Below are 20,506 nucleotides of genomic sequence, written 5' to 3'. Positions count from 1 at the left end.
CGCCGCATCCGGCATGAACAAAGCGCACTTTGTCAGCAATCTGAGCAACATCGAACCTACTTCCTTAACCTCACTTCCAATAATCCATCAACTCTTACACGTCCATGCCCAGTGCGCGCTTACCGTGAATGTTCAGATCATCCAGTGTAAAGCGGCTTTCCCAGTTTGCTTCATAATCTTCCCGCGGGAAGTCGCCCGGTGATGCGCCTTTTTCCAGCGCCATTTTGACTTTGTGTGCATAAGCCCGATTTTTCTCGCACATTGGCGCAGCAGGTATATACATCACGTTGCCCCAACCCTGTTGATTGTCTACTGGCGCGACGGAGTGAATCACATCGCAGTGCCACCAGACGGAATCCCCTGCTGTTATCGCGGGAATGGATGTCAGCGCTTTAATCAATAGTGGATGCCATTTCTCTGAAATGGGAAGAACTTTGCCAGGTGCAACCCCGCACAGTTCATCGTCCGGTACGTCATCCAGCAGCGGGCGCAATAAAACATACGCCATCGCTTCCGGGATAGGCACCACATGCAACAATCCCTGACCCGATATCATATCAGAGAGCGCAGTCCAGCCTTGAAACGTGCGGAACACTGAACATTTGGTCGTGTTATCCACCGTGTACTCTTCGACATCGGTCCGGTGTGCAGCATCCCAGGGATCGTAATCATCGAAATTACCATTGAACACATTGGCAAAAACGCGCTGATAAGCGGGTAATAACCACCGTTCCAGCGCACCAGAATCGGTATGTGCGCCCAGGCCTTTAGATGTAGTACCTGGAGGACGACGACGGATCCTGTCCGGGTAAATCACACTGATATCAGGATCAAACCACTGTTTGCCGTTGCTTTCAGCCTTCCACAGGCGGTTCAGGAAAGATTGCACAGCAGCCATATTTTCGCTCTGCCGTGCCTGCATTTGTGCTTGTGACCAGTAAATGGGATAGATTTCGGGACGAGAAGCCTCCAGTGAGCCGAAAAAACTGTCGCCAGGGCCTTTATAAACATCATCAAAATGATTGATATCGAGATAATCGAGCATGGCACGATCCCACGCCAGCGCCTGCTCGCGAGGGAAATGACCTTTTATTACTGCACAGCCGCGACGTTTAATTTCATTGCGAGTGGTATCGCTTACTGTACCTGCGGCAATATCGCTATAAGAAACTTCTGGCCAAACCGGCAACCCTTGCGCTTTTAGGGCATCGATTTCAGCAACACGCGTTTCGATTTTTGCAGAGAGTGTATCGAAAACCTGTTGTATATCACCGAGCTGTTCCCGCAGCGCAGCTTTCATTTCTCGGATAGCCGTTTTCGCATCTGTGGGTAGCGTCTCACAGGAAAAAGTCATATCAACCTCTCATCTTTCGTTCGAAAGTAAAATGATTACGATTGATACTTTAAGTTAAAAATAAGTTAACGCAAGATAAAGATCTTGAGTCACTGCACAAAGCGAGCAAAAAGGCGAGAGGCCGAAGTGGTCACTCCGGCCAGGGGGAAGATCAACTATTGAAAGGAGCGATGTTATCCAGCACCGCCTGAATTACATTCAGCGCGCCTTCATGATTATTGTCATCCGTAGCGTAATGAGCGATTTGTTTAATACTTTCAGCAGCATTGCCCATTGCAAAAGAGTAATGCGCCATTTTTAACATTTCGGCGTCGTTACCGCTGTCACCAATGGCCACTACATTTTGCGGCGACAAATCCCAGCGTTTTATCAACCGTGAAATACCGTTCGCTTTATGCAGGCCAGGTATAATCAGGTCAATAAACCCAAAACCACTGGTCACCGGTTTCATAATGCCGTCGAGTGCAATGTGCAGTTTGTCTATCACCAGTGGGATCTGTTCATCCGGCAGGTTCAGAGAAAATTTGAACAGTACGTCGTCAATGTCCGGGTAATCCTTTACAGGTTTCAGGCGATGGTAGTGTTTTGCCATCAATGCAACGAATGATTCCGGGGCATTTTCACTGATGTATGCACTTTGCAGACCACAGGCAACAAAATTCAGTTGTTTATCTTTCAATAACTCGCCAATAACAATCCGCGATTCATGTCGGGTCAGTTCGCCGTGAAAAAGCTGCTTGCCGTGTTCGTAAACCAGAGCGCCGTTTTCTGCAACAAAAGAGATTTCATCTTTTAGCTCAGGGAAGAAGGAAATGAGCTGGTAATACTGGTTACCGCTGGCGACAACGAACTCAATATCGCGCTTTTTCAGTTCCTGATACTGCGCCATAAAACGCTCATGATTGTACGTTTTGGCGTCGTTTAGAAAAGTACCGTCCATGTCTGTGACGATAACTTTTACGCTCATAGAAGTGCTCCTGGCAATGAATGCAAACCGCCACAGTGTAATAACAATGTGACGCAGGGCACAAATTTATTTCGAATGTAATTGAGCGAGAAATTGATACTGTGAATGATATGGCCCGGCGACGGTGGCCGCCGGGCGGAAGAGTTACAGCATATGTTCGGTACGGGCGATGATATCGTCCTGTGCGTCTGGAGAGAGCGCGGTGAAGAAGGCGGAATAACCTGCTACGCGCACCACCAGATCGCGGTATTGATCTGGATGTTTTTTCGCTTCCAGCAATGTTTCGCGGGAAACGATGTTGTACTGAATATGCCAGCCTTTATGCACTTCGAAGAAGGTGCGCAGCAGGATCATCAGTTTCTGCTTGTCAGACTCGTTCTCCAGCGTCGCCGGGTTCAGTTTCTGGTTGAGCAACACACCGCCGAGAATCGCTGCGGTAGGCAGTTTACCCACCGAGCCAATGACCGCCGTTGGGCCGAGATGGTCGGTACCGGAGGCCGGGCTTGCGCCTTCTGCCAGCGGGGTATGCGCTTTACGTCCGTCCGGCGTTGCCATAGTTTGCGCGCCGAATGGTACGTTGGCGGAAATAGATGATGTACCTGCGTAATAATTGCCGCCAACCGGACCACGACCGTAGCGCGGGTTATGGTACTGCTTCAGTTCGTCGATATAGGTCTGATAAGCGCGAGCCAGCAGCGTATCGATGGTATCATCGTCGTTGCCGTACTTCGGCGCGCCGTTAATCAGACGCTGACGCAGCTGCTCGTGAGTCAGACCGTCGAAGTCTTCCGCCAGTGCGGCAGCCAATTGTTGCTGACCAATCGCGCCCTGTTCAAATACCAGTTTCTTCACTGCCGCCAGGCTGTTGCCGAGGTTAGCAATACCGACCTGTAAGCCAGATACCCAGTCATATTTCGCGCCGCCTTGCTTGATACTTTTCGCTCGCTCAATACAGTCATCCACCAGCGCCGAGCAGAGAATATCGTGCACGTTCTCTTCCAGCATGGTGTCGACCACATATTCGATTTCGATTGATTTGCGGGTGTAGTAACGGATTTGCGTATCCCATGCGTCCATGACTTCATCGAAGTTGTTGAAGTTACCCGCTGACAACGCTTTTTCTTGTGGCAGGAACACTTTGCCGCTGGTGGCATCACGACCGCCTTCCAGCGCCGCCAGCATTACGCGGGCGAAGTTGATAAAGCTCATGCCGGTGCAGCGATAGCCCCATTTACCGCCGACGGCGGTTTCGATACAACCAATCGCTGCGTAGTCGTAAGCGTCCTGCGGTTCAATACCGAGTTTAATAAATTCCGGGATGACGATTTCGTCGTTGTTGAACGCGGGCATCCCGAAGCCGCAGCGGATCACCTGCACACAGGCATCGAGGAAATCGTTGCTCATTCCCGCATGGTAACGCACGCTGAGGTTAGGCTGAGTCGAACGCAGGCGACCGCAGGATTCGAGGATCGCGTAAGAGAGTGGATTCACCGCGTCTATCGGCTGACCATCAACCAGATTTTGCCCGCCAATGGTGACGTTCTGATACAGCGGACTTCCCGCAGAGGCTTTTGAGTGCGAGCCGGAGCGGATCTTGTTCACTTCCAGCAGTTTCAGCCAGCAGCTATGCAGCATCTCGATAGCGTGTTCGCGATCCAGCGTCTGGTTGAGTTCAACGTCGCGGCGATAGTACGGATAGAGATACTGATCCATACGACCAAACGACACCGAGTGACCGTTAGATTCGATCTGCAAAATCAACTGGATGAAGTAACACAGTTGCAGCGCCTGCCAGAAAGTCTGCGGTGGCTGGTGGGCGATGATGTCGCAGTTTTCTGCCATCGCCAGCAGTTCATCGCGACGGCTTTCGCGGGATTCGGTGGCAGCCATTTCACGCGCAAGGGCAGCGAAACGTTCAATGTGTTCACTGACTGCCACCAGCACGATATCAATCGCTTTCAGGAACTGCTCGCCGTGCAAATCTTCCAGTACTGTCAGGTTGATACGCGAGCGGCGCTCTGCCACTTTCTCGCGCAGACCATCAAGCCCTTTTTCCAACAGCAGCGGGAAATTGACCGCCAGGTGCGCATCGCCGGAGGTCATATTGCCTTCCGCTTTGATGATGCCGGTTGCCAGCAGACCTTTTTGCTCATCGGTAAACATGCCATAGCAGCGATCCTGTACGGTCTGACCGCGCCACCACGGGCACACTTCATGCAGAACACGTTTGTTCTCTTCGCTCACCGCAAAACCAGCACCCGGACGATCCGCCAGATCATCAATCTCTTTTTCGATCCAGGAGACGGTATATTCCGGGAAGATCGGCGCGGCACGGACTTCACTGGCCTGGTTGCCGATGATTAACTCATCGTGTTTGATCCAGATGGTGCGATTAGCCAGGTGGTGCGCCAGCGCCAGCGCGCGACGTACCGGGATCGGCTTATCGAGATGTTGTTGATACATCTCAGTATAGTGCTGTGCGCGCTCGGTACAGACCGGCGGTTTCACAATATGTACCAGCGCATTTTTGTGCGCTTTAATGCGGTCGCTGAGCGTGTCCAGTTTCAGTGTTGTCATGATTGTTATCCTCGTAAGGTCGCGGTTAACCCTTTCTGGCAGGCATACTGCTGGGCAAAGTCGAGCAGTTCTGGCGCATCAAGCGGTTTTTCCGGGGCGTCATAGGGCAGATTAAGTAAGTGATATTTGTTGATGCCCAGCGTGTGGTAGGGCAAGAAATGGATTTCGTTAACGTGCAGTTCACTGGCGGCAAAATCAGTAATGGCTTTCACACTGGCTTCATCGGCATTAAAGCCCTGAATCAGCGGCACGCGAATGATGATTTTTTTGCCCGCCGCCGCGAGTTTTTTCAGATTATCCAGTACTCTCGCGGCATTACCGTCGGTCCACTGTTTAAACGGCACGTCGGCAACGTGTTTTAAATCGGCAAGAAACAGATCGATATACGGCAAAGAAGGGGCGATGTATTTCCACGGCACATGCAGACAGGTTTCTACCGCAGTATGAATACCGGCTTCGTGGCTGGCTTGCAGTAGTGCCATTGCCATTTCCGGCTGCATAAACGGCTCACCACCGGAAAGCGTTAAGCCGCCGCCGCTGCGATCGTAAAACGGTTTATCGCGCAGAACGGTCGCCATGATCTCCTCAACGCTTTTCACTTCACCACACACGGTTAACGCCTGTGTCGGGCAGCAGTCGGTCAGCGCCGTCAGATGTTCAGGCGTTAACTTTTCCCTGTGAATGAGTAAACCATTCAGCGCGCGCTCAATCACTTCCGGCGCGGTTTTTGAGCATAGTTCGCAGCCTTCCAGGCACAGACGCGCGTCATATAGCAGGTCCTGCGTGCGGGCGCGGCTTTCCGGGTTCTGACACCAGCGGCAGCCCAGCGAGCACCCCTTAAGGAAAACTACCGTGCGGATACCGGGACCGTCGTGGGTCGAATAGCGCTGAATGTTGAAAATCATAGATGCCCCTCTTTTTCGTTCAAACATTAAAATACTTTCGAATGAAAGTTAAATTGATGTGCATCAACTGTTCAGAGAGTTTTTTCGTGATAGTCTGATTTCATACAAAAATAGATTTAGAGGATGACTATGGAACTGTATCTGGATACTTCAGACGTCACCGCAGTGAAGACGCTGGCTCGTGTTTTTCCGTTGGCGGGTGTGACCACTAATCCAAGTATTGTGGCGGCAGGTAAGAAGCCTCTGGAAGTTTTACTTCCTGAGTTACATGAGGCGATGGGCGGACAGGGGCGTTTGTTTGCCCAGGTCATGTCTACTACTGCTGAAGGTATGGTGAACGATGCCCGTAAACTGCGTTCTATTATTGCGGATATCGTGGTTAAAGTACCTGTGACTGCCGAGGGGTTGGCAGCGATTAAGCTATTAAAAGCGGAAGGGATTCCGACGCTGGGTACGGCGGTTTATGGCGCGGCGCAAGGGCTGCTGTCGGCGCTGGCGGGGGCAGAGTATGTTGCGCCTTACGTCAACCGAATTGATGCTCAGGGCGGAAGTGGTATTCAGACGGTGACCGACTTACACCAGTTACTGAAAATGCATGCGCCACAGGCGAAAGTGCTGGCAGCGAGTTTCAAAACCCCGCGTCAGGCGCTGGACTGCTTACTGGCAGGATGCGAATCAATCACACTGCCGCTGGATGTCGCGCAACAGATGATTAGCTATCCGGCAGTTGATGCCGCCGTGGCGAAGTTTGAGCAGGACTGGCAGGGGGCGTTTGGCAGAACGTCGATTTAACAGGGCGCTTGTCATCCTCATAAATTGCTGTTGACGTGGCGGAGTGCACTGATTCCTGCCGCGTCTTATCAGACCTGGAAATCTGCGCCCGAACCGTAGGCCAGATAAGGCGTTCACGCCGCATCTGGCGTCTGGATCAAATGCCTGATGCGCCGCTTGCCGGGTCTTATCAGGCCTGGAGCTGGCAATTACTGCCCGCACACCTCACATCCCGGATTACGCATCAGTTTCATTTCGCGAAACTGACAGGTCATCGCATCGTACATTACGATTTTACCGCTGGCAGGTTTGCCATAACCTGCCAGCAGTTTTATCGCTTCCATTGCCTGCAACGAACCAATCACCCCAATCAACGGTGCCATTACGCCCGCTTCCACGCAGGTTAACGCGTTCTCGCCAAACAAACGGCTAAGGCAGCGATAGCACGGCTCACCGTCCTGATAAGTAAAGACCGTGATTTGTCCTTCCATACGAATTGCCGCGCCGGAAACCAGCGGCACCTTCGCGGCAAAACAGCCCGAGTTCAGTTGATTACGTACCGCAACGTTATCCGTACAGTCGAGCACCAGATCGTGTTTTGCAATCATCGCAGCAAGTTCAGCGTCATCAAGCAACGCGTTTACCGGCGTAATCGCGATATGTGGATTGATCCGCGCCAGTGCGTCACGGGCTGATTCTACCTTCGGTTGCCCGACCGTGGCATCACTGTGCAGCGTCTGGCGCTGCAAATTTGAGAGCGAAACCGTGTCGAAGTCGAGCAGCGTCAGGTTACCGACGCCGGCGCTTGCCAGATACTGCGAGGCTGCGCAGCCGAGGCCGCCCAGGCCAACTACCAGCACGCGGGAATCTTTCAATGCTTCCTGACCGTCAAAATCAAAACCACGCAGGATGATTTGCCGATTGTAGCGCAGCATCTCCTGATCGCTGAGTTCCGCCATTACAGGCCTCCGAACAACGCATTAAATGGCTCGACTTCCACCCATTCGCCCGCTTCAACATTGCCGCGATCGCGCTCCAGCACGATAAAGCAGTTGCCGAGGCTAAAGGAGCTAAATATATGTGAACCCTGATGCCCGGTGGTCGTAACTTCCAGCTCGCCGTCGGCGTTGCGTTGCAGCACGCCGCGCTGGAAATCAAGACGTCCAGGGGATTTCTTCAGACGCGATGCCGTGCGTACGCGCTGGCGCGCGGGCAGGCCACTGGCGGTATTGCCGCTTAATTTGGCCAGCAAAGGTTGTACCAATTGATAGAAGGTCAGCGTCGCAGAAACCGGATTGCCCGGCAGGCCGCAGAACCAGCTATTGCTGAGTTTACCGAACGCGAACGGTTTACCTGGTTTAATCGCCAGCTTCCAGAAAGCAATTTCGCCCAGTTCTTCGAGAATGGTTTTGGTGTAATCCGCCTCACCAACCGAAACACCCCCGGAACTGATCACCACATCCGCCTGGCTGTCGGCTTCAATAAATGCGGCGCGCAGGGCATGTGGATCGTCGCGAATAATCCCTAGGTTGATTACTTCACAACCCAGCTGTTCTAACATCAAATGCACCGCGAGGCGGTTGGTATCGTAAATTTGCCCGTCGCCCAGAGGCTGACCGGGTAACTGTAACTCATCACCCGTGGAAAATAGCGCCACTCGCACTTTACGAATCACCGGAACGTCGGCAATCCCTAGCGAAGCAATCACTGGCAGTTCAGCGGTAGTCAGGCGAGTCCCCGCCGGGAAAACAACCGCGCCCGCAGAGATATCTTCACCGCGACGGCGAATATTTTGCCCGCTACGCACTTCAGCAGTAAAACGCACGCCATTATCCGTTTGTTCAGTCTGTTCCTGCATCACCACCGCTTCGCAGCCTTCCGGTACTGGTGCGCCAGTCATAATGCGGATGCAGGTGCCAGCGGGCCACTCGCCATGGTAAGGCTGACCGGCAAACGACTTCCCGGCAACGGGTAGCGGTTGTCCGGAGGTGATATCGGCCAAACGTACCGCGTAACCGTCCATTGCGGAGTTATCAAACCCTGGGACATCCAGCGGCGAAACCACATCGCTCGCCAGAATACGGCCAAAACACTGTACCAGTGGCAGCGTTTCCTGGGCGGTCAGTGGGGTAACGCGAGAAAGCATCTCATTAAGCGCGGTGTCGAGCGACATCAATCCGGTGGTAAATTCCATGAAAACACTCCTGCGGAGGCAAAATCGAATTTGTCTATTATGTCAGAAAAACATCACAGACTGTATGCCACCTCGGTCGTAGAGCAGACGCTCGCCTTTACATGCCATATACATCTTTCTATATTCAAAAATTGAATGAGTAATTCATAAAAATTCTGATATTTATAGCAAAAGTGGCGAGCCACCCTTAATGGACGAAGACTATGGGCAAAGCAGTCATTGCAATCCACGGCGGCGCAGGCGCAATTAGCCGCGCACAGATGAGTCTGCAACAGGAATTACGCTACATTGAGGCGCTGTCTGCCATTGTTGAAACCGGACAGCAAATGCTCGAAGCGGGCGAAAGCGCGCTGGATGTGGTGACAGAAGCGGTGCGCTTGCTGGAAGAGTGTCCGCTCTTTAACGCCGGAATTGGCGCCGTCTTTACGCGTGATGAAACGCATGAACTGGACGCCTGCGTGATGGATGGCAACACACTGAAAGCGGGGGCGGTGGCGGGCATTAGTCATCTGCGTAATCCGGTTCTTGCCGCCCGGCTGGTGATGGAGCAAAGCCCGCATGTGATGATGATTGGCGAAGGGGCAGAAAATTTTGCGTTTGCTCATGGCATGGAGCGCGTCTCGCCGGAGATTTTCTCCACGCCTTTGCGTTATGAACAACTACTGGCAGCGCGCGAGGAAGGGGAAACGCTCCTCGACCATAGCGGCGCTCCGCTGGATGAAAAACAAAAAATGGGCACCGTGGGGGCCGTGGCGTTGGATTTACACGGCAATCTGGCGGCAGCCACGTCCACGGGCGGAATGACCAATAAATTACCCGGACGAGTGGGCGATAGTCCCTTAGTGGGTGCCGGATGCTACGCCAATAACGCCAGTGTGGCGGTTTCTTGTACCGGTACGGGCGAAGTCTTCATCCGCGCGCTGGCGGCGTATGACATCGGCGCGTTAATGGATTATGGCGGTCTAAGCCTCGCGGAAGCCTGCGAGCGGGTGGTGATGGAAAAACTCCCTGCGCTTGGCGGCAGCGGTGGCTTAATCGCTATCGACCACGAAGGTAACGTCGCACTACCGTTTAACACCGAAGGAATGTATCGCGCCTGGGGCTACGCAGGCGATACACCAACCACTGGTATCTACCGCGAAAAAGGGGACACCGTTGCCACACAGTGATGAACTTGATGCCGGTGATGTCCTGGCGGTCGATAATCTCAACATTGCCTTTATGCAGGACCAGCAGAAAGTGGCTGCGGTGCGCAATCTTTCTTTTCGGCTGCGACGCGGTGAGACGCTGGCCATTGTCGGGGAATCCGGCTCCGGTAAATCTGTCACAGCACTGGCATTGATGCGTCTATTGGAACAAGCAGGCGGTTTAGTGCAGTGCGATCAAATGCTGTTGCGGCGACGCAGTCGTGAAGTGATTGAGCTTAACGAGCAGAGTGCCAGGCAAATACAGCATGTGCGCGGCGCAGATATCGCGATGATTTTTCAGGAGCCGATGACGTCGCTGAATCCGGTATTTACTGTGGGTGAGCAGATTGCCGAGTCTATCCGTTTGCATCAAAACGCCAGTCGTGAACAGGCGATGGTAGAGGCGAAGCGGATGCTGGATCAGGTTCGCATCCCGGAAGCCCAAACCATTCTTTCGCGTTATCCGCATCAACTCTCCGGCGGGATGCGCCAGCGAGTGATGATTGCAATGGCGCTGTCATGTCGTCCGGCGGTGCTGATTGCGGATGAACCGACCACCGCACTGGATGTCACCATTCAGGCGCAGATCCTGCAATTAATCAAAGTATTGCAAAAAGAGATGTCGATGGGCGTCATCTTTATCACTCACGACATGGGCGTGGTGGCAGAGATTGCCGATCGGGTGCTGGTGATGTATCAGGGCGAAGCGGTCGAAACGGGCAGCGTTGAAGAGATTTTTCATGCGCCACAGCATCCTTATACCCGCGCGCTGTTGGCTGCCGTGCCGCAGTTGGGGGCGATGAAAGGGCAAGATTATCCTCGCCGTTTCCCGCTGATATCGCTTGAAGATCCGGCTAAACAGGAACGACCTGTCGAGCAGAAAACGGTGGTTGATGGCGACCCTGTTTTACAGGTGCGTAATCTGGTGACCCGTTTCCCTTTACGTAGTGGCTTACTGAATCGCGTTACGCGAGAAGTGCATGCGGTTGAGAAGGTCAGTTTTGATCTCTGGCCGGGCGAAACGTTGTCGCTGGTGGGAGAGTCCGGGAGTGGCAAATCAACCACCGGTAGGGCGTTGCTGCGCCTGGTTGAATCCCAGGGCGGCGAAATCATCTTCAAAGGGCAGCGAATCGATACCCTTTCACCAGGCAAACTTCAGGCATTGCGTCGCGACATCCAGTTTATTTTTCAGGATCCTTACGCCTCGCTGGATCCACGACAGACCATTGGTGATTCGATTGTTGAACCGCTGCGCGTACACGGTTTATTGCAAGGTAAAGAAGCTGCTGCACGCGTTGCGTGGTTGCTGGAACGCGTTGGCCTGTTACCTGAACATGCGTGGCGTTACCCGCATGAGTTTTCCGGCGGTCAGCGTCAGCGCATCTGCATTGCTCGCGCGTTGGCACTGAATCCAAAAGTGATCATTGCCGATGAAGCCGTCTCGGCGCTGGATGTTTCGATCCGTGGGCAAATCATCAACTTGTTGCTCGATCTCCAGCGTGATTTTGGCATCGCCTTTCTGTTTATCTCCCACGATATGGCCGTGGTTGAGCGGATCAGTCATCGAGTGGCGGTGATGTATCTCGGGCAAATCGTTGAAATTGGTCCACGGCGCGCGGTCTTTGAAAATCCGCAGCACCCTTATACACGTAAATTACTGGCGGCAGTTCCGGTCGCTGAACCGTCCCGACTACGACCGCAGCGCGTGCTGCTGTCGGACGATCTTCCCAGCAATATTCATCTGCGTGGCGAAGAGGTTGCCGCCGTCTCGTTGCAATGTGTCGGGCCGGGGCATTACGTCGCACAACCACAATCAGAATACGCATTCATGCGTAGATAACATTCAGGCGGAGAATAAAATGGCAAGAGCTGTACACCGTAGTGGGTTAGTGGCGATGGGCATTGCCGCAGCGTTGATGGCACCTTGTGCATTCGCTGCCAAAGAGGTGGTTGTGGCAGTGGGATCGAACTTCACTACGCTCGATCCGTATGACGCGAATGACACGTTATCTCAGGCCGTAGCGAAATCTTTTTATCAGGGGCTGTTCGGTCTGGATAAAGAGATGAAACTGAAAAACGTGCTGGCGGAGAGTTATACCGTTTCCGATGACGGCCTCACTTACACCGTGAAATTGCGCGAAGGGATTAAGTTCCAGGACGGCACCGACTTTAACGCCGCAGCCGTCAAAGCGAATCTGGACCGAGCCAGCGATCCGGCAAATCATTTAAAACGCTATAACCTGTACAAAAATATTGCCAAAACTGAAGCGGTCGATCCGACAACGGTAAAGATTACCCTCAAACAGCCGTTCTCCGCGTTTATTAACATCCTCGCTCACCCGGCGACCGCGATGATTTCACCGGCAGCGCTGGAAAAATATGGCAAGGAGATTGGTTTTCATCCGGTCGGAACTGGACCGTATGAACTGGATACCTGGAACCAGACCGATTTTGTGAAGGTTAAAAAATTCGCGGGTTACTGGCAGCCAGGCTTGCCCAAACTGGACAGCATCACCTGGCGTCCGGTGGCGGACAACAATACCCGCGCGGCAATGCTGCAAACCGGTGAAGCGCAGTTTGCTTTCCCCATCCCTTATGAACAAGCTGCACTACTGGACAAGAACAAAAATATCGAGCTGATGGCCAGCCCGTCGATTATGCAGCGTTATATCAGTATGAACGTGACGCAGAAACCATTCGATAACCCAAAAGTGCGTGAGGCGCTGAATTACGCCATCAACCGTCAGGCACTGGTGAAAGTGGCCTTCGCGGGATATGCAGTTCCTGCCACTGGTGTGGTGCCACCGAGTATTGCCTACGCGCAAAGTTATAAACCGTGGCCTTACGATCCGGCTAAAGCGCGCGAACTATTAAAAGAGGCGGGATATCCCAACGGTTTCAGTACCACATTGTGGTCATCACATAATCATAGTACCGCGCAGAAAGTGCTGCAATTTACTCAGCAACAGCTAGCGCAGGTGGGGATTAAAGCCCAGGTGACGGCGATGGATGCCGGGCAGCGGGCGGCTGAAGTTGAAGGTAAAGGGCAAAAAGAGAGCGGCGTGCGAATGTTCTATACTGGCTGGTCGGCCTCGACCGGTGAAGCTGACTGGGCGCTATCGCCGCTGTTCGCCTCGCAGAACTGGCCACCGACGCTGTTTAATACTGCGTTTTACAGCAATAAGCAGGTGGATGACGAGCTTGCCCAGGCGCTGAAAACCAACGATCCGGCGGAAAAGGCGCGCTTGTATAAGGCGGCGCAGGATACCATCTGGCAAGAGTCGCCGTGGATCCCGCTGGTGGTAGAAAAACTGGTGTCGGCACACAGCAAAAAACTGAGCGGTTTTTGGATTATGCCAGACACTGGCTTTAGCTTTGAAGATGCGGATTTGCAATAAGCAACGCAGGGAGAGGAATGCTTAATTACGTTATCAAACGCTTGCTGGGGCTGATTCCGACGCTGTTTATTGTCTCAGTGCTGGTGTTTTTGTTTGTCCATATGCTACCCGGCGACCCGGCGCGATTGATTGCCGGTCCAGAAGCCGATGCGCAGGTCATCGAACTGGTGCGTCAGCAACTGGGGCTGGATCAGCCGCTGTATCACCAGTTCTGGCACTATATCAGCAATGCCGTGCAGGGGGATTTTGGTCTGTCGATGGTGTCGCGTCGTCCGGTTGCCGAGGAGATCGCCAGCCGTTTCATGCCTACGCTGTGGTTGACCATAACCAGTATGACATGGGCGGTGCTGTTCGGCATGGCGGCGGGTATTATCGCCGCCGTCTGGCGTAACCGTTGGCCGGATCGATTAAGTATGACCATCGCGGTATCAGGGATTTCATTTCCGGCATTTGCGCTCGGAATACTGCTGATTCAGGTTTTCTCTGTTGAACTTGGCTGGTTGCCTACCGTAGGTGCAGACAGTTGGCAGCACTACATATTACCTTCTCTGACGCTCGGCGCGGCGGTGGCGGCAGTGATGGCGCGTTTTACCCGCGCCTCGTTTGTTGACGTTTTAAATGAAGATTATATGCGTACCGCGAGGGCGAAAGGGGTAAGCGAAACCTGGGTTGTCCTCAAGCATGGTTTACGCAACGCCATGATCCCGGTGGTCACCATGATGGGATTGCAGTTTGGCTTTTTGCTCGGTGGCTCTATCGTGGTGGAGAAAGTATTTAACTGGCCCGGACTTGGGCGTTTACTGGTCGATTCGGTAGAAATGCGTGATTACTCGGTGATTCAGGCAGAAATTCTGCTCTTCTCGCTGGAGTTTATTCTTATCAACTTAGTGGTGGATGTGCTTTACGCCGCCATTAACCCGGCTATCAGGTACAAGTAAGGATGCGACTATTTAACTGGCGACGCCAGGCGGTGTTAAACGCTATGCCACTGGTAAAACCTGACCAGGTACGTACACCGTGGCATGAATTCTGGCGGCGTTTTCGCCGTCAGCATATGGCGATGGCCGCCGCACTGTTCGTCATTTTGCTGATTGTGGTGGCAATTTTTGCCCGTTGGATCGCCCCCTATGATGCCGAAAATTTTTTCGATTATGACAACCTAAATAACGGCCCTTCTTTGCAACACTGGTTTGGTGTCGACTCGCTGGGGCGTGATATTTTCAGCCGTGTCCTGGTCGGCGCGCAAATCTCGCTGGCGGCGGGTGTGTTTGCTGTCTTTATTGGCGCGGCGATCGGTACGCTATTGGGTTTACTGGCGGGATATTACGAAGGCTGGTGGGACCGATTGATTATGCGTATTTGCGATGTGCTGTTTGCTTTCCCTGGCATATTACTGGCGATTGCTGTCGTTGCGGTGTTAGGAAGCGGTATTGCCAACGTAATTATCGCAGTCGCCATCTTTTCCATTCCGGCTTTTGCCCGTCTGGTGCGTGGCAACACGCTGGTGTTGAAACAGCAAACTTTTATTGAATCGGCGCGCAGTATTGGTGCCAGCGACATGACCATCTTGTTGCGCCATATCTTGCCCGGGACTGTCTCTTCCATTGTCGTCTTTTTCACAATGCGTATTGGCACTTCGATCATCTCGGCTGCCAGCCTTTCATTTCTTGGCCTGGGGGCGCAGCCGCCGACACCAGAATGGGGGGCTATGCTCAATGAAGCGCGAGCGGATATGGTCATCGCGCCGCATGTGGCGGTTTTCCCGGCACTCGCTATCTTCCTTACCGTGCTGGCTTTCAACTTGCTGGGCGATGGCTTACGCGACGCGCTGGACCCGAAAATTAAAGCATAGCCACGGCAGAATATTGCTTAAAAATGTAATGGCGTCATAGGAAATTATTGCTATACGCAAATGTTGTAACTTTCTGCCGATTTTGTAGAATCAGGTAATTGGGTAAATATGCTGCTGTAAAAGTCTATTTATGCAGCGAAGTAGCGTACTGATAGTTATTTTGTTACGTGTATTAACATGCTTAGTTTATACGAAAAAATAAAGATAAGACTGATTATTTTATTTTTGTTGGCTACGCTGTCATTTATTGGTCTTTTTTTCATCATTAACTATCAGTTGGTATCGGAAAGGGCGGTAAAACGTGCCGATAGCCGCTTTGAACTTATTCAAAAAAATGTAGGTTATTTTTTTAAAGATATTGAGCGTGCTGCCTTAACGTTAAAGGATTCGCTGTATTTATTGAAAAACAGTGAGGAGATTAAACGTGCCGTCATTCTGAAAATGGAAATGATGCCATTTCTGGATACGGTAGGATTGGTGCTGGATGATGATAAATATTATCTCTTTACCCGTCGGGCGAATGATAAAATCATTGTTTACCATCAGGAAAAAGTAAATGGGCCACTTGTCGATGAGGCAGGACGCGTCATCTTTGCCGACTTTAACCCGTCCCAGCGGCCCTGGTCGGTGGCATCAGACGACTCGGGTAGTAGCTGGAATCCGGCCTACAACTGCTTTGATCGGCCAGGGAAAAAGTGTATCTCTTTTACTCTACGAATTAATGGCAAAGACCGTGACTTACTGGCGGTTAATAAGATTCATGTCGACTTAAACTGGCGCTATCTGAATGAATATCTTGATCAAATTAGTTCGAATGATGAAGTGCTGTTTTTGAAACAAGGCCATGAGATCATCGCCAAAAACCAACTCGCCCGTGAAAAACTGATTATTTATAATAGCGAAGGAAACTATAACATTATTGATTCTTTCGACACGGAATATATCGCAAGAACATCAGAAGTTCCAAATAACGCGTTGTTCGAAATATATTTTTATTATCCCACAGGTAATTTATTTAACGCATCGGATAAACTCTTTTATCTACCATTTGCATTTATTATTATCGTATTGCTGTTGGTTTACTTAATGACCACGCGTGTGTTTCGTCGACAATTTTCCGAAATGACAGAACTGGTCAATACGCTGGAGTTTTTGCCCGATTCTTCTGAACAAATGCAGGCATTGAAAATCCGTGAAGGCGATGCGAAAGAGATTATCAGCATCAAAAATTCCATAGCGGAAATGAAAGATGCCGAAGTTGAACGTTCGAATAAACTGCTCTCGCTAATCTCCTACGATCAGGAGAGTGGATTTATCAAAAACATGGCGATTATTGAATCTAATAATAGCCAGTATCTGGCTGTCGGGATCATCAAACTGTGCGGGCTGGAAGCTGTCGAAGCTGTGTTTGGCGTCGAGGAACGCAATAAAATCGTCAGGAAACTGTGTCAGCGAATTGCCGAGAAATATGCGCAATGCTGCGATATAGTGACATTCAATGCCGATCTCTATTTATTATTATGCCGGGAAAATGTACAGACCTTTACCCGCAAAATAGCGATGGTAAATGATTTCGACAGCAGCTTTGGTTATCGCAATCTGCGCATACACAAATCTGCCATTTGTGAACCGTTGAAGGGTGAAAACGCCTGGAGTTATGCCGAAAAGCTGAAACTGGCGATTTCCAGTGTCCGTGACCATATGTTCTCTGAGTTTATTTTCTGTGATGACGCGAAACTCAACGAAATTGAAGAGAATATCTGGATTGCGCGTAATATTCGCCATGCAATGGAAATAGGCGAACTGTTTTTAGTCTATCAACCGATTGTTGATATGAAAACCAGAGACATTGTCGGCGCAGAAGCATTATGCCGCTGGATCTCTGCGGAACGAGGAATAATCTCACCGCTGAAGTTTGTTACGATTGCTGAAGATATTGGGTTTATCAATGAGCTTGGCTATCAAATTATTAAAACCGCAATGCGGGAATTCAGGCATTTTAGTCAGCGTGCGGCCCTGAAGGACGGTTTCTTACTGCATATTAATGTTTCGCCCTGGCAGCTAAACGAACCACACTTTCATGAGCATTTTACAACTATCATGAAAGAGCATGATCTGCAGGCAAATAGCATCTGTATTGAGATCACTGAAACAGTGATCGAACGAATTAATGAACATTTTTATCTCAATATTGCACAACTGCGTAAACAAGGGGTAGGGATATCGATTGATGACTTTGGCACAGGGCTGTCAAACCTGAAACGTTTTTATGAAATTAACCCTGACAGCATAAAAGTAGATTCACAATTTACCGGCGATATTTTCGGCACCGCGGGAAAAATTGTACGCATTATCTTCGACCTGGCACGCTATAACCAGATTCCGGTGATTGCAGAAGGCGTTGAGAGCGAAGAGGTTGCGCGTGAATTAATGAAATTAGGCTGTGTTCAGGCCCAAGGGTATCTGTACCAGAAGCCTATGCCATTCTCTGCCTGGGATAAAAGTGGAAAGTTAGTAAAAGAGTAGTTTAGGTATGTCCAGAATCAATAAATTCGTACTTACAGTCAGTCTGCTGATTTTTATTATGATTTCGGCAGTTGCCTGCGGGATCTACACTCAAATGGTGAAAGAACGGGTGTATGGCCTGAAACAGTCCGTTATTGATACTGCTTTTGCGGTGGCAAATATTGCTGAATATCGGCGTAGTGTGGCAATTGATCTCATCAATACGCTAAATCCTACGGAAGAACAATTGCTGGTTGGCTTACGCACAGCCTATGCCGATTCGATTTCTCCTTCTTATTTGTATGATGTTGGGCCTTATCTGATTTCCAGTGATGAATGTATTCAGGTAAAGGAGTACGAGAATAACTATTGTACAAATATCATGCAGGTGGTTAAGTATTTGCATGTTAAGAATACGGGGTTTATCTCTTTTGACGGTAAAACTTTCGTCTATTATCTCTACCCGGTTAGCCATAATCGCAGTCTGATATTTTTGCTTGGGCTGGAGCGCTTTTCTTTACTGTCAAAATCACTGGCAATGGACAGCGATAACCTGATGTTCTCACTTTTTAAGAATGGCAAACCGGTTACTGGTGATGAATATAACGCCAAAAACGCCATCTTCACTGTTTCGGAAGCGATGGAGCACTTCTCCTATTTACCGACAGGATTGTATGTGTTTGCCTATAAAAAAGACGTTTATTTTCAGGTATGTACGTTGATCATCTTCTTTGCCGCATTGGTGGCAGCTATATCAGGGGCCAGCTGCCTCTATCTGGTACGCAGAGTGATCAATCGGGGCATTGTTGAAAAAAAAGCCATTATTAATAACCATTTTGACCGCGTGCTGGACGGTGGGCTTTTCTTCTCGGCGGCGGATGTCAAAAAACTCTACAGCATGTATAACTCAGCGTTTCTTGACGACCTGACCAAAGCGATGGGCAGAAAATCCTTTGACGAAGACTTAAAAGCCTTGCCGGAAAAAGGCGGATATTTGTGCCTGTTTGACGTCGATAAATTCAAGAACATTAACGACACCTTCGGCCATTTGTTGGGCGATGAAGTGTTGATTAAGGTTGTGAAAATCCTTAAATCACAAATTCCGGTGGATAAAGGCAAAGTCTATCGTTTTGGCGGCGACGAATTTGCGGTGATTTATACAGGTGGAACGCTGGAAGAGTTGCTATCGATATTAAAAGAAATCGTTCATTTCCAGGTGGGGAGCATTAATTTAAGCACCAGCATCGGCGTAGCACATTCAAATGAATGTACCACCGTTGAACGGCTGAAAATGTTGGCAGATGAGCGACTGTATAAGAGCAAGAAAAACGGCAGGGCGCAGATTAGCTGGCAATAATGTTTATTAGCAGGCCGGGAAAATAAATTTGCCCGGCCTGGCATTAATTAAACCCGACTACCCCACAAATCGTACTCATCGGCATGCTCGACTTTCACACGCAGGATGTCGCCCGGCTTAACCTTGGTTTCACCGTTGAGATAGACCGCGCCGTCGATTTCCGGTGCATCAGCCATACTGCGGCCAATCGCGCCTTCTTCATCCACTTCGTCGATGATCACCAGAATTTCACGGCCAACTTTCTCCTGCAGGCGCTCGGCGGAAATCTGTTGTTGCAGCTGCATGAAGCGATTCCAGCGTTCTTCTTTCACTTCTTCCGGGACCTGGTCCGGCAGAGCATTGGCATCTGCGCCTTCAACCGGGCTGTATTTAAAGCAGCCAACGCGATCCAGACGTGCTTCTTTCAGGAAGTCGAGCAGCATCTGGAAATCTTCTTCCGTCTCGCCAGGGAAGCCGACAATAAAGGTTGAACGCAGGGTCAGTTCTGGGCAGATTTCACGCCATTTTTTGATACGTGCCAGTTGACGATCCACCGAACCCGGGCGCTTCATCAGTTTGAGAATACGTGGGCTGGCATGCTGCAGCGGAATATCCAGATATGGCAGGATTTTGCCTTCAGCCATCAGCGGGATAACGTCGTCCACGTGCGGATAAGGGTAAACGTAGTGCAGACGTGTCCAGATCCCCAGTTTCGATAACTGTTCGCACAGGCTGACCATGCTGGTTTTTACCGGCTCGCCGTTGTGGAAGCCAGTACGGTGTTTAACATCTACGCCATAGGCGGAAGTATCCTGGGAAATCACCAGAATCTCTTTAACACCCGCATCAACCAGACGTTTCGCTTCGCTTAATACTTCGCCAATCGGGCGGCTCACCAGATCGCCGCGCATTGAAGGAATAATGCAGAAGGTGCAGCGGTGGTTACAACCTTCGGAAATCTTCAGATAGGCATAATGACGTGGGGTCAACTTAACACCCTGTTCCGGCACCAGGCTCAGGAACGGATTGTGTTTCGGTTTTGGCACGTAATGATGAACGTGCTCCAGAACCTGCTCGTAGCTATGAGGCCCGGTGATTTCCAGCACTTTCGGGTGGACTTCGCGGATCTGATCTTCTTTTGCCCCCAGACAACCAGTCACAATCACCTTGCCGTTTTCATTCAACGCTTCGCCAATGGCTTCCAGAGATTCTTGCACCGCGCTGTCAATAAAGCCGCAGGTGTTAACGATCACCATATCCGCGTCGTCATAGCTCGGTACAACGTCATAACCTTCAGTACGCAGTTCGGTCAGAATGCGCTCTGAATCGACAAGGTTTTTCGGGCAGCCAAGGGAAACAAAGCCGATTTTCGGCTGGGGAGTTACTTTGCTCATAGCTTAAAAAATATTCAGTTACAGGAAAGGTCAGGGCAGGGATTCTACAGAGTTCTGGATAAAATT

At 50.8% G+C, this 20,506-nt stretch carries 15 protein-coding genes; 8 read left to right on the top strand and 7 right to left on the bottom strand.

What is annotated here, in order from left to right; all coding sequences use genetic code 11:
• Positions 1-94: 94 nt before the first annotated feature.
• The 4 genes from D9597_RS09120 to D9597_RS09105 all read right to left on the bottom strand — a co-directional run bounded on the left by D9597_RS09120 (position 95) and on the right by D9597_RS09105 (position 5,803).
• A complete protein-coding gene (locus D9597_RS09120) occupies positions 95-1,354 on the bottom strand; it encodes a DUF1479 domain-containing protein (RefSeq protein ID WP_130222171.1) in 1,260 nt (419 codons plus the stop codon).
• Positions 1,355-1,505: 151 nt separating this feature from the next.
• Positions 1,506-2,321, bottom strand: a complete 816-nt coding sequence (gene ybiV, locus D9597_RS09115; RefSeq protein ID WP_130222170.1) for a sugar-phosphatase YbiV — start codon at positions 2,319-2,321, stop codon at positions 1,506-1,508.
• A 144-nt stretch (positions 2,322-2,465) separates the two neighbouring features.
• Positions 2,466-4,898: a glycyl radical protein gene (locus D9597_RS09110; protein WP_130222169.1), complete on the bottom strand. Its 2,433-nt coding sequence runs from the start codon at positions 4,896-4,898 to the stop codon at positions 2,466-2,468.
• Positions 4,899-4,903: 5 nt separating this feature from the next.
• Positions 4,904-5,803, bottom strand: a complete 900-nt coding sequence (locus tag D9597_RS09105) for a glycyl-radical enzyme activating protein (protein ID WP_130222168.1) — start codon at positions 5,801-5,803, stop codon at positions 4,904-4,906.
• 129 nt (positions 5,804-5,932) lie between these two features.
• On the opposite strand from D9597_RS09105, the gene fsa reads away from it, so the two are divergent.
• Positions 5,933-6,595, top strand: a complete 663-nt coding sequence (fsa, locus tag D9597_RS09100) for a fructose-6-phosphate aldolase (RefSeq protein WP_130222167.1) — start codon at positions 5,933-5,935, stop codon at positions 6,593-6,595.
• A gap of 188 nt (positions 6,596-6,783) precedes the next feature.
• Here the strand turns inward: fsa and moeB are convergent, their stop codons facing one another.
• Positions 6,784-7,533 (bottom strand): molybdopterin-synthase adenylyltransferase MoeB, encoded by a 750-nt coding sequence (moeB, locus tag D9597_RS09095; protein ID WP_130222166.1) that lies wholly within the window; start codon positions 7,531-7,533, stop codon positions 6,784-6,786.
• Positions 7,533-8,768: a molybdopterin molybdotransferase MoeA gene (gene moeA / locus D9597_RS09090; protein ID WP_130222165.1), complete on the bottom strand. Its 1,236-nt coding sequence runs from the start codon at positions 8,766-8,768 to the stop codon at positions 7,533-7,535. The genes moeB and moeA overlap by 1 nt, the downstream gene beginning before the upstream one ends.
• Positions 8,769-8,971: 203 nt before the next feature.
• Between moeA and iaaA the strand changes: the two genes are divergently transcribed.
• From iaaA to D9597_RS09055, 7 genes are all read left to right on the top strand, one after another.
• Positions 8,972-9,937: a beta-aspartyl-peptidase gene (gene iaaA, locus D9597_RS09085; RefSeq protein ID WP_130222164.1), complete on the top strand. Its 966-nt coding sequence runs from the start codon at positions 8,972-8,974 to the stop codon at positions 9,935-9,937.
• A complete protein-coding gene (gene gsiA, locus D9597_RS09080) occupies positions 9,924-11,795 on the top strand; it encodes a glutathione ABC transporter ATP-binding protein GsiA (RefSeq protein ID WP_130222163.1) in 1,872 nt (623 codons plus the stop codon). The genes iaaA and gsiA overlap by 14 nt, the downstream gene beginning before the upstream one ends.
• Positions 11,796-11,814: 19 nt before the next feature.
• Complete coding sequence (gene gsiB, locus D9597_RS09075) at positions 11,815-13,353, top strand: glutathione ABC transporter substrate-binding protein GsiB (protein WP_130222162.1); 1,539 nt, start codon at positions 11,815-11,817, stop codon at positions 13,351-13,353.
• Positions 13,354-13,370: 17 nt separating this feature from the next.
• Positions 13,371-14,291: a glutathione ABC transporter permease GsiC gene (gene gsiC / locus D9597_RS09070; RefSeq protein ID WP_130222161.1), complete on the top strand. Its 921-nt coding sequence runs from the start codon at positions 13,371-13,373 to the stop codon at positions 14,289-14,291.
• A 2-nt stretch (positions 14,292-14,293) separates the two neighbouring features.
• Entirely contained in the window at positions 14,294-15,205 is a 912-nt protein-coding gene (gene gsiD, locus D9597_RS09065; protein ID WP_130205171.1) for a glutathione ABC transporter permease GsiD, read from the top strand.
• 177 nt (positions 15,206-15,382) lie between these two features.
• Positions 15,383-17,731, top strand: a complete 2,349-nt coding sequence (locus D9597_RS09060; RefSeq protein ID WP_130222160.1) for an EAL domain-containing protein — start codon at positions 15,383-15,385, stop codon at positions 17,729-17,731.
• Positions 17,732-17,738: 7 nt separating this feature from the next.
• The gene (locus tag D9597_RS09055; RefSeq protein WP_130222159.1) at positions 17,739-19,067 is read left to right on the top strand and encodes a GGDEF domain-containing protein; all 1,329 of its coding nucleotides are present in this window, start codon (positions 17,739-17,741) and stop codon (positions 19,065-19,067) included.
• A 47-nt stretch (positions 19,068-19,114) separates the two neighbouring features.
• Here the strand turns inward: D9597_RS09055 and rimO are convergent, their stop codons facing one another.
• Positions 19,115-20,440, bottom strand: coding sequence for a 30S ribosomal protein S12 methylthiotransferase RimO (gene rimO, locus D9597_RS09050; RefSeq protein WP_130205175.1), 1,326 nt, complete (start codon positions 20,438-20,440; stop codon positions 19,115-19,117).
• Positions 20,441-20,506 lie beyond the last annotated feature (66 nt).

This window comes from Escherichia sp. E13S3 (genome assembly GCF_004212325.1).
In the GTDB taxonomy this organism is placed as follows: Bacteria; Pseudomonadota; Gammaproteobacteria; order Enterobacterales; family Enterobacteriaceae; genus Escherichia.
Note: the sequence above shows the minus strand (reverse complement) of the source record. Positions and strands in the feature narration are given on the sequence as shown.